This is a genomic window from Streptomyces sp. NPDC001135, from assembly GCF_053598395.1.
The window spans coordinates 19,297-27,406 of the sequence record NZ_JBSFKD010000019.1 but is presented as its reverse complement, the minus strand read 5'-3'; the positions used below and the strand labels follow the sequence as shown (position 1 = coordinate 27,406).

The 8,110-nt window shown below is 74.4% G+C and carries 6 protein-coding genes and 1 pseudogene; 5 read left to right on the top strand and 2 right to left on the bottom strand.

What is annotated here, in order from left to right; genetic code table 11:
- Positions 1-201: 201 nt before the first annotated feature.
- Both ACWC94_RS22885 and ACWC94_RS22880 read right to left on the bottom strand, forming a co-directional pair.
- Positions 202-1,788 (bottom strand): hypothetical protein, encoded by a 1,587-nt coding sequence (locus ACWC94_RS22885; RefSeq protein WP_450798749.1) that lies wholly within the window; start codon positions 1,786-1,788, stop codon positions 202-204.
- Positions 1,789-1,828: 40 nt separating this feature from the next.
- Complete coding sequence (locus tag ACWC94_RS22880) at positions 1,829-2,023, bottom strand: hypothetical protein (protein ID WP_031174416.1); 195 nt, start codon at positions 2,021-2,023, stop codon at positions 1,829-1,831.
- Positions 2,024-2,334: 311 nt separating this feature from the next.
- Here ACWC94_RS22880 and ACWC94_RS22875 point away from each other — a divergent pair, with 311 nt between their 5' ends.
- From ACWC94_RS22875 to ACWC94_RS22855, 5 genes and pseudogenes are all read left to right on the top strand, one after another.
- On the top strand, positions 2,335-2,727 hold the full coding sequence (locus ACWC94_RS22875; RefSeq protein ID WP_363218642.1) for an ankyrin repeat domain-containing protein: 393 nt from the start codon (positions 2,335-2,337) through the stop codon (positions 2,725-2,727).
- Between the two features lie 301 nt (positions 2,728-3,028).
- A complete protein-coding gene (locus ACWC94_RS22870) occupies positions 3,029-4,447 on the top strand; it encodes a HEAT repeat domain-containing protein (protein WP_450798747.1) in 1,419 nt (472 codons plus the stop codon).
- 185 nt (positions 4,448-4,632) lie between these two features.
- Positions 4,633-5,760, top strand: coding sequence for a glycosyltransferase family 4 protein (locus ACWC94_RS22865; RefSeq protein WP_450798745.1), 1,128 nt, complete (start codon positions 4,633-4,635; stop codon positions 5,758-5,760).
- Positions 5,757-6,932, top strand: coding sequence for a glycosyltransferase (locus ACWC94_RS22860; protein ID WP_450798743.1), 1,176 nt, complete (start codon positions 5,757-5,759; stop codon positions 6,930-6,932). Before ACWC94_RS22865 ends, ACWC94_RS22860 begins: the two co-directional genes overlap by 4 nt.
- Positions 6,929-7,756 (top strand): annotated as a pseudogene (locus tag ACWC94_RS22855) (SGNH/GDSL hydrolase family protein); the annotation flags it as partial. The gene ACWC94_RS22860 and the pseudogene ACWC94_RS22855, both read left to right, overlap by 4 nt.
- Positions 7,757-8,110: the final 354 nt, after the last annotated feature.

The window sequence follows — 8,110 nt, the reverse complement described above, 5'->3', positions numbered from 1 at the left end:
CGCCTGACGCCTGACGCCTGACGCCTGACGCCTGACGCCTGACGCCTGACGCCTGACGCCTGACGCCTGACGCCTGACGCCTGACGCCTGACGCCCGGTGGCTCGGGGCGCGGGGTCCTCGGGCGACCGCGGGCCGGTCGTGGCTGGTCGCGCCGCGCGGCGGAGCCGCGGAGCGGTACGGCCACGCGCCCCTTCGGGGCGCTACCCGGCCGCCTCCGCGGTCACCGCCGGTTTCGTGAGATCCGTCGGTTCAGCCGCCACGGCAGTGGCCCGCGCGGGCAGCAGCTCCAGCACCGCCTGCCGGTCGGCGTCGCTGGTGGCGTCGTCGTACGGATCCGGCGTACGCGGCACCTGAAGCCGGTGCACCGGCCCCGTCCCCAGCCGCGCGTACCCCCGCCCCGGCGGCACGTACCCCATCGGCGTGGTGTGCGGCGGAGCCCCCAGCGCCTCCTCCACCTGCCGGGGCGCGGCAAGCCCGAGGACGACACGCGCGCGCGTGTGCTGCCGTACCGCGTCGCTCAACGCCTCCGCGCTGTCGAACTGCTCGGCGACGACGACGGTCACGTTCGCCGCCCGGCCGTGCCGCAGCGGCACCTGGAGCAGTGTCTGCGGGTCCTTGTGGCCGTCCGCCCCGGCGAGGTGGGTGAAGACCGACGGGCGGTCCAGCATGATCCACAGCGGGCGCCGGGCGTCGGCCGGCGGCGGGTCGCCCGCCTGCCGGGCCAGGTTGACGGCGATGAGCCGCCGCTCGGTCTCGTGCGCGGCCCACTCCAGGCTCGCCAGCGCCCCCGGCAGCGCGCACTCCACCGCCAGCACGCCGTCCCGGCCGGTCAGGCACGCGTACTCCCCGGTGCCCCCGCCGTCGACGATCAGGACGTCCCCGTACTGGAGGGCCTGCAGGGCGATCGAGCGCAGCAGGGTCGAGGTGCCGCTGCCGGGGTGGCCCAGGGCCAGCAGATGCGGTTCGGTGGAGCGCACGCCGGTGCGCCAGACGACCGGTGGGACGTCGATCTGTTCCTCTCCGTAGGAGAGGGGAAGCGTGCGCTGGACCTCGCTCGGGTCGGTGAAGCCGAGGACGGTCTCGCCCGGCGCGGTGACGAAGTGCTGGGCCGGGATGTCGGCGGGCAGCGGGGGGAGGACGGTGACGGTGAGCTGGTTGCCCTCCTCGTCCCACGTGAAGTGGTACTCGCGGCCCCGCCCGGCCTTGGCGGTGAGCAGCTGCTCGATCCGCGCGCGGGCGTCGTGCTCGCCGTCCGGGAAGTAGGCGGGGTAGCGGATCACGAGATGACCGATGCGCCCGGCGTCGTCGAACTCGTGGGCGGGGAACGCCTTCCCCCACTCCCCGCCGTACGCGTACAGCGGCGCCGGGTCCTCGGAGCTGGAGAAGTACGGGACCAGGGCCTCGTAGAGGGACTGGAGCCGTTCGGCCTGGGACTCGTCGGGTCCTTCGGGGGCCGCCGGAGTGCGGTCGCGGCCCTGCCAGGCCGCCGCCGACATCACGGTGATGGCGGCGAGCAGCGGCCCGTACGGCGCCAGCACCACGACCAGGACGACGGAGGCCACCAGGAACACCAGTGGCCCGCGCTTGTCCTTCGGGGTGTCCGTCCATCTGCGCCGCCCGGCCGAGGCCAGCCGGCGCAGCCCGCGTGTGACGGTGATCAGGGGGTGGAGGACGTCGGTGGCGCTGTCGGCCGCCGTCCGGGCCAGCTCCCGGCTCCGTGCGAGCTGCATCCGGGCGATCTGGGCGCTGTCCTTGCTCAGAATGCGGGGGAGAGGGCGCCGGGCCACTGCTGACTCCTGGTCGTGCGTGCGGGTGGGGCGGTCGGGATCAGAACTTGAGGCCGCCGAGGAGGCTGGCCAGGCTCTCGCCGCCGGCCTTGATGCTCGGGGCGATGGCCGTGCTCGACAGGTAGAAGCCGAACAGGGCCGAGACGGTGGCGTGCGAGCCCTTCAGTCCGTCCTTGCGGAAGAAGAGGAACACGACGACGCCGAGCAGGAACACGCCGGACAGGGAGAGGATCATTTCGGGCCTCCTGGTGTCGAAGGTGGGGGACAGTCACCATGAGTTCTTCCAGGATCACAGGATGTATCCATACGATTAAAGGTGCAACTGGGTGAAATCCGGTTCATTTCGCCCACCTGGCGGAGTCGCCCTGACCCGGTTGACCAGGCCTGTTGCCTCCGGAGGGGTGTGTTGCTGATCTTTACCTCCGGCACATCGGGTCATGTGCCCCAGGAGCCAGTACGCTGGCGATTCACTCGTACGGCCGTGTTCCGCTCGCTGCCGTACGCTCCCTGCAGTCCCCGAAGTTTTGAGGAGAGGCGGTTCCGCCGATGAGTGAAGCCCCCGACCCCGAGGTCGTGGAGCTGGCGACCAAGATCTTCGATCTGGCCCGGCAGGGGCAGACCGAGGCGCTCGTGGCGTACGTCGACGCCGGCGTTCCGGCCAACCTCACCAACGACCGCGGCGACTCCCTGGTGATGCTCGCCGCCTACCACGGCCACGCCGACGCGGTCCGCGCCCTGCTCGCCCGGGGCGGCGCGGCGGACCAGGTCAACGACCGGGGTCAGACCCCGCTCGCGGGTGCTGTCTTCAAGGGTGAGACCGAAGTGATCAAGGCTCTTCTGGAAGGTGGAGCCGACCCCGCGGCGGGAACGCCGTCGGCGGTCGACACCGCCCGGATGTTCGGCAAGACGGAACTCCTGGAGCTGTTCGGCGCGCACTGACGCGCATGTCCTGACCAGGTAAGACACGGAAAACGGGGGAGGCGGTACAGGGCCGCCGGAAATACGGTCGCGGTTGCACAAACCGCCGGGTCATCATGACGACGTGATTCACGGACGCGATGGCTGGGCAGGTGTTGCCGCACCGCGCGGGCCGTGATGCGGTCCGCATGGGCCACAGACGAGAGGCAGAGAGAGATGGTCTTCAGCAAGCAAGAGACGGCGGGCGCTCCGACGTTGTGTCACGCGGCCAGGTAGTGCGTGTTCCCCGGTTGCGTCGACGCTTGATGTGAGGCTGTTTCCCATGTTCGATCCGGTCATAGCGCCCAGCGGTACGCTGCTCGGCCTGCTCCAGCGGGGCCGCGGCGACGGCACACTGCACGCGCTCACCGCCCCGCGCGCCGAAGCGCTCGCGGCCCTGAACCAGTGCGTGCTGCGCGATCCGCGCCACGACTGGCAGGTGGAGAACCGCTCCCTCTACTACGCCCGGCTCTACCTCGACCTGAACGGCGAGCTGGATGCCATCGAGGCGCACCTCTTCGATCCCGAGGACGTCCTCGACACCGACGAGTCCCGCACCGGCCTCGCCCTGGCGGTCCTCGGGCACCTCGCTTCCTACGGCAGGCACGACGCGCTCCAGCTGCTGCGCCGGTACGCCGCCCACGGCTCGAACTGGGCCTGGGCCCTGGACGAGCTGGCCCTCAGGGACGACGACGCCGGTCTGCGCGCCCTCGCCGCGCCCGTCCTGGCCCGTTTCGCCACCGACCCCGAGGGCACGGCCGAACTGGCCGCCGCCGTACGCGACGCCTTCGAGCCGAGGCCCTGGCGGCTGTGGGCGGAGGACCCGCGCGAAACGATCGCCACGCGCGTGCGTGAGGCACAGGAGACCGGCTGTTTCGACCGATGGCAGCGCCAGCTGCGGCCCACCGGTCCACGCCCCGGCTGGAGCGTGCGCGCCGTGTTCGAGTGGGCCCAGCAGGGCATGGAGCGCGGTGCCGCTCTCCATGTGCCGGCCGCCCGCTGCCTGGTGGCCGTGGCCGGCCCCGAGGACCGGCCGGAGATCGTCCAGGCCGCCCGCAACGGCATCGACGGGGCCCGCTGCACCGCACTGCGCTATCTCGCCGACAGCAACGACCCCGACGCCCTCGACCTGATCGAGATCGCGGTCACCGACGGCACGAGCGTCGTCGTGGAGGCCGCCGCCGACGCCTTCGAACGGATGCGCAGCGTCGCAGCCGTCGACCGCGCGCGCCGCTGGGCCCAGCGCCCCGACGTGCTCGGGGCCGCCGCCGGGCGCATGCTCGCCTGTCGTGGCGGCGTCCAGGACCGCGATCTCGTCCTCGGCGCCCTCCGTGAGGCCGTACGCGGTGAGGGCCCCGACGCACCGACCCTGTGGACCCTCGTCGACGGCGCCGGACGTCTCGGCATCGCCTGCGCGGCCCCCGTCCTGCGTCATGTCTACCGGGAGACGGCCTCCTCCCATCTCCGCGGCCGGGCCGCCCGTGCCCTGGCCGCCACCGACCCCTCCTTCGCCACCGGGTTCGCCGTCGAATGCCTGTGGGACTGCGAGGAGACCACCCGCGAACTCGCCGCCCGGCACGCCGAGACCGGCGACGCCCGGGTCGTGGAGCGCCTGCGCCGCCTGGCCGCCGACCCGGCCGAGGAGGCGGAAGTGCAGACGGCGGTACGCAGCCGCTTCGGACCCGACGCCGCCCTCGGCTGACCCCGCGCACGCACACGGCCCGGGCGGACGACCGCCCGCCGTGTGAACGCCGGGTGTCCCGCAGGTCAGGCGGTCATGACGGCCGTCTGACCTGCTCGGGTGTGCAGCTCAACGCTCATGGGACGTTCCCCGCGCGGAAAGATCGAAGTCGACGCGGCCACGTCCGGCGCGGCGACAACACCCGTATGCGTGTCGTCATCGTGACCGAATCCTTTCCCCCCGATGTGAACGGCGTGGCCCACTGCGCGCTCCAGACCGCCCGGCACCTCGTAGATCGCGGTCACCATCCGCTCGTCGTCGCCCCCGCCCCCGCCCCGGGCAGCGGACCGGACACGGACGCCCCGTGCCCGGTCGTCCGGACCCCCTCCCTCCCGCTCCCCGGCTACCCCCAGGTCCGTGTCGCCCTGCCCAGCCGGCGGCTCGCCGCGGCGCTCCTTGAGCACCGCGCCGACCTGGTGCATCTCGCCAGCCCCTTCGTCCTCGGCGTGCGCGGCATGGCCGCCGCCGCCCGGCTCGGCATCCCCGCCGTCGCCGTCTACCAGACCGACCTGGCCGGTTACGCCCGTACGTACATGGGCGCCGGCGAGGCGACCGCCTGGCGGCGGATCCGCTCCGTGCACGCCGCCGCCGACCGCACCCTGGCCCCCTCCAGCGCCGCCCTCGGTGACCTGGAGTCGCACGGCGTGCCCCGCGTCCGGCTGTGGCCGCGCGGCGTGGACACCGTACGTTTCCGGCCAGAACGCCGTGACGAGGCGCTGCGCCGCGAACTCGCCCCGAACGGCGAGCTGATCGTCGGCTACGTCGGCCGGCTCGCCCCCGAAAAGCACGTTGAACTCCTCGCCGGTGCCTGCGGCCTGGAGGGCGTCAAGGTCGTGGTGGTCGGCGACGGACCCAGCCACGCCCCCCTCGTCGAGGCCCTGCCCGGCGCCGTCTTCCTCGGCCGCCGCACCGGCCACGACCTCGCGCGGATCTTCGCCTCGCTGGACCTGTTCGTGCACACCGGCCCCTTCGAGACGTTCTGCCAGACCGTCCAGGAGGCCATGGCCAGCGGGGTGCCGGTCGTCGCACCCGCCGCCGGCGGCCCGCTGGACCTGGTCGCCCACGGCCGCACCGGGCTCCTCGTCCCGCCCCGCGACGCCACCGCCGTGACGGAGGCCGTCCGCGCCCTGGCCGCCGACCCGGCGCGGCGGACCGCGTTCGGCGCCGCCGCGCGCACCCTGGTCGAGGGCCGCACCTGGGCCGCCGTCGGCGACCAGCTGATCGCCCACTACGACGACGTCCTCGCGGCACGCAGGACGGTGGTGGCGGCATGACCGGCCAGTCCCTGCGCATCGTCCGGCTCGCCAACTTCGTCGCCCCGGCCTCCGGCGGCCTGCGCACCGCCCTGCGTGAACTGGGCAGGGGTTTCCGGGCGGCGGGCCACGAACCCGTGCTGATCGTGCCCGGCGAACGGCACACCGACCGCGACACCGACCAGGGCCGGGTCATCACCCTGCCCGGCCCGCTGCTGCCCGGCACCGGCGGCTACCGCGTCCTCACCGACAAGCGGCGCGTGGCCGCCCTGCTGCAGGAGCTGGCCCCGGACCGCCTGGAGGTCTCCGACCGCACGACCCTGCGCTGGACCGGACGCTGGGCCCGCCGCGCGCGGGTGCCGGCCGTGATGGTCTCCCACGAGACCGCCGACGGCGTACTGCGCACGTGGGGTCTGTCCGAGAACCTCTCCCGCCGGGCGGCCGACGCCCTCAACACCCGTACCGCGCACGTCTACTCGCGGGTGGTGTGCACCACCGAGTTCGCCGAGCGCGAGTTCGTGCGCATCGGCGCGCGCAACGTCGTACGCGCCCCCTTGGGGGTCGACCTGATGGAACGCCACCCCGCGCTGCGCGACCCGGGCCTGCGCACCCTGCACGCGCGCGGGGGCGAGGCGCTGCTCGTGATGTGTTCCCGGCTGTCGGTCGAGAAGCGCCCCGGCACCGCGCTGGACGCCCTGGAGGCCCTGGTACGACGCGGGCGGCGGGCGGTGCTCGTGGTGGCCGGGGACGGGCCGCTCAGGGCCCGGCTGGAGCAGCGCGCGCAGGAGCGCGGGCTGCCGGTGACGTTCCTCGGGCACATCGCGGACCGGGGCGCGCTCGGCGCCCTCCAGGCGACCGCGGACATAGCCCTCGCACCCGGGCCGGCCGAGACCTTCGGGCTCGCCGCCCTGGAGGCCATGGCGTGCGGCACGCCCGTCGTGGCGAGCGCGTCGTCCGCGCTGCCCGAGGTCATCGGGTCCGCCGGGGCGACCGCGGCCGACCGCGGCGAGGCGTTCGCGGACGCCGTGGAACTGCTCCTGGACCGCGACGAGCGCGCGCGGCGGGACGCGGCACGCGCGCGTGCGGAGTGCTTCGGCTGGGGTACGGCCGTGGAGGCGTTCCTGGCGGCGCACGACGCGGAGGTGCTCCGCCCCACCGGCGTCCGCCGCGGTGTACCGGAGGGTGTGGCATGAGAGCCCTCCGCTTCGTCGCCCTGGGGGACTCGCTGACCGAGGGCGTGGGCGACCCGGCCGGGGACGGCTGGCGGGGCTGGGCCGCGCTGCTGGCACCCGCCCTCGCCGAGACCCCCCACGCCGTGGCGTTCACCAACCTCGCGGTCAGCGGCGCACAGACCCGGGACGTGCTGGAACGGCAGACCCCGGCCGCCCGCGAACTCCATCCCGACCTGGTGTCGGTGGTGATCGGCGTCAACGACACGCTGCGCCGCACCTTCGACATCGAGGCGGTCGCCGCCCACCTCGACGAGGTCTACGCGACCTTCACCCGCGAGGGCGCCACCGTCCTCACCGCCTGCCTGCCCGACCCCGGCGCGATGCTGGGCCTGCCGGGCGCCCTGGCCCGTCCGCTGGCCCGCCGGCAACGGGCCGTCAACACCGTCGTCCACGCGCTGTCCGAACGCTACGGGGCCGTCCACCTGCACGCCGCGGACGGTGCCTGGATCACCGACCGGGGCCTGTGGAGCGCGGACCGGCTGCACCCGGGCGAGCGCGGGCACCGGCAGCTCGCCGTGCGCTTCCACGCGCTGCTCACCGAGGCGGGCCGGGCGACGGGACAACCACCGTCCCCCGTACCGGAGTTCCCCGCGCCGACCCGGACGGCGAGCCTCCTGTGGCTGGCCACGGCCGGCACCGCCTGGGTGGCCCGGCGCTGCAGGGATCTGCTGCCCCAGCTCCTGCGCCTGGCGGCCGACGAACTGCACCACCGGGCCCGCGGCACCAGCGACCACCTCGACCTCCGCGCTTCCGCCGCGGCGAGCGCGGCCCTGGCCGCTCTGACGCAGGACACCGTCGGGGGCGCCGAGCGCCCGACGGGAGCGTCCCCGGCCGGCGGACCCGCCGCCGTGCCCGCGGCCGTGGTGCCGGTCCCGGCTGCCAGGGTGATCACCGGTGCGGGCGGGGGTACGGGTAGTACGGGTACGGATGCGGATGTGGCCGCAGGTGCGGCTCGCGGGGTGCCCGCGACCGGGGGGGCCTGCGCGGCCGTCGGGACGCAGGCGGGGTGGACCACCGCGGTCACCGGGTAGTCCCGGCGCTCGTGGCCTGCTGGGAGGTCCACCGGGCCTGGCCCGCTCCGGCATGGACCAGGCGGCGTCGGCCGGCCGTCCCGGTGGCCGCGTCCTTGCCCTACGCGC

What these genes read in the sequence shown, in the direction of transcription:
- ACWC94_RS22880 (WP_031174416.1), bottom strand. Translation starts at nt 2,023, where the DNA reads ATGATCCTCTCCCTGTCCGGCGTGTTCCTGCTCGGCGTCGTCGTGTTC.
- ACWC94_RS22875 (WP_363218642.1), top strand. Translation starts at nt 2,335, where the DNA reads ATGAGTGAAGCCCCCGACCCCGAGGTCGTGGAGCTGGCGACCAAGATC.
- ACWC94_RS22870 (WP_450798747.1), top strand. Translation starts at nt 3,029, where the DNA reads ATGTTCGATCCGGTCATAGCGCCCAGCGGTACGCTGCTCGGCCTGCTC.
- ACWC94_RS22865 (WP_450798745.1), top strand. Translation starts at nt 4,633, where the DNA reads ATGCGTGTCGTCATCGTGACCGAATCCTTTCCCCCCGATGTGAACGGC.
- ACWC94_RS22860 (WP_450798743.1), top strand. Translation starts at nt 5,757, where the DNA reads ATGACCGGCCAGTCCCTGCGCATCGTCCGGCTCGCCAACTTCGTCGCC.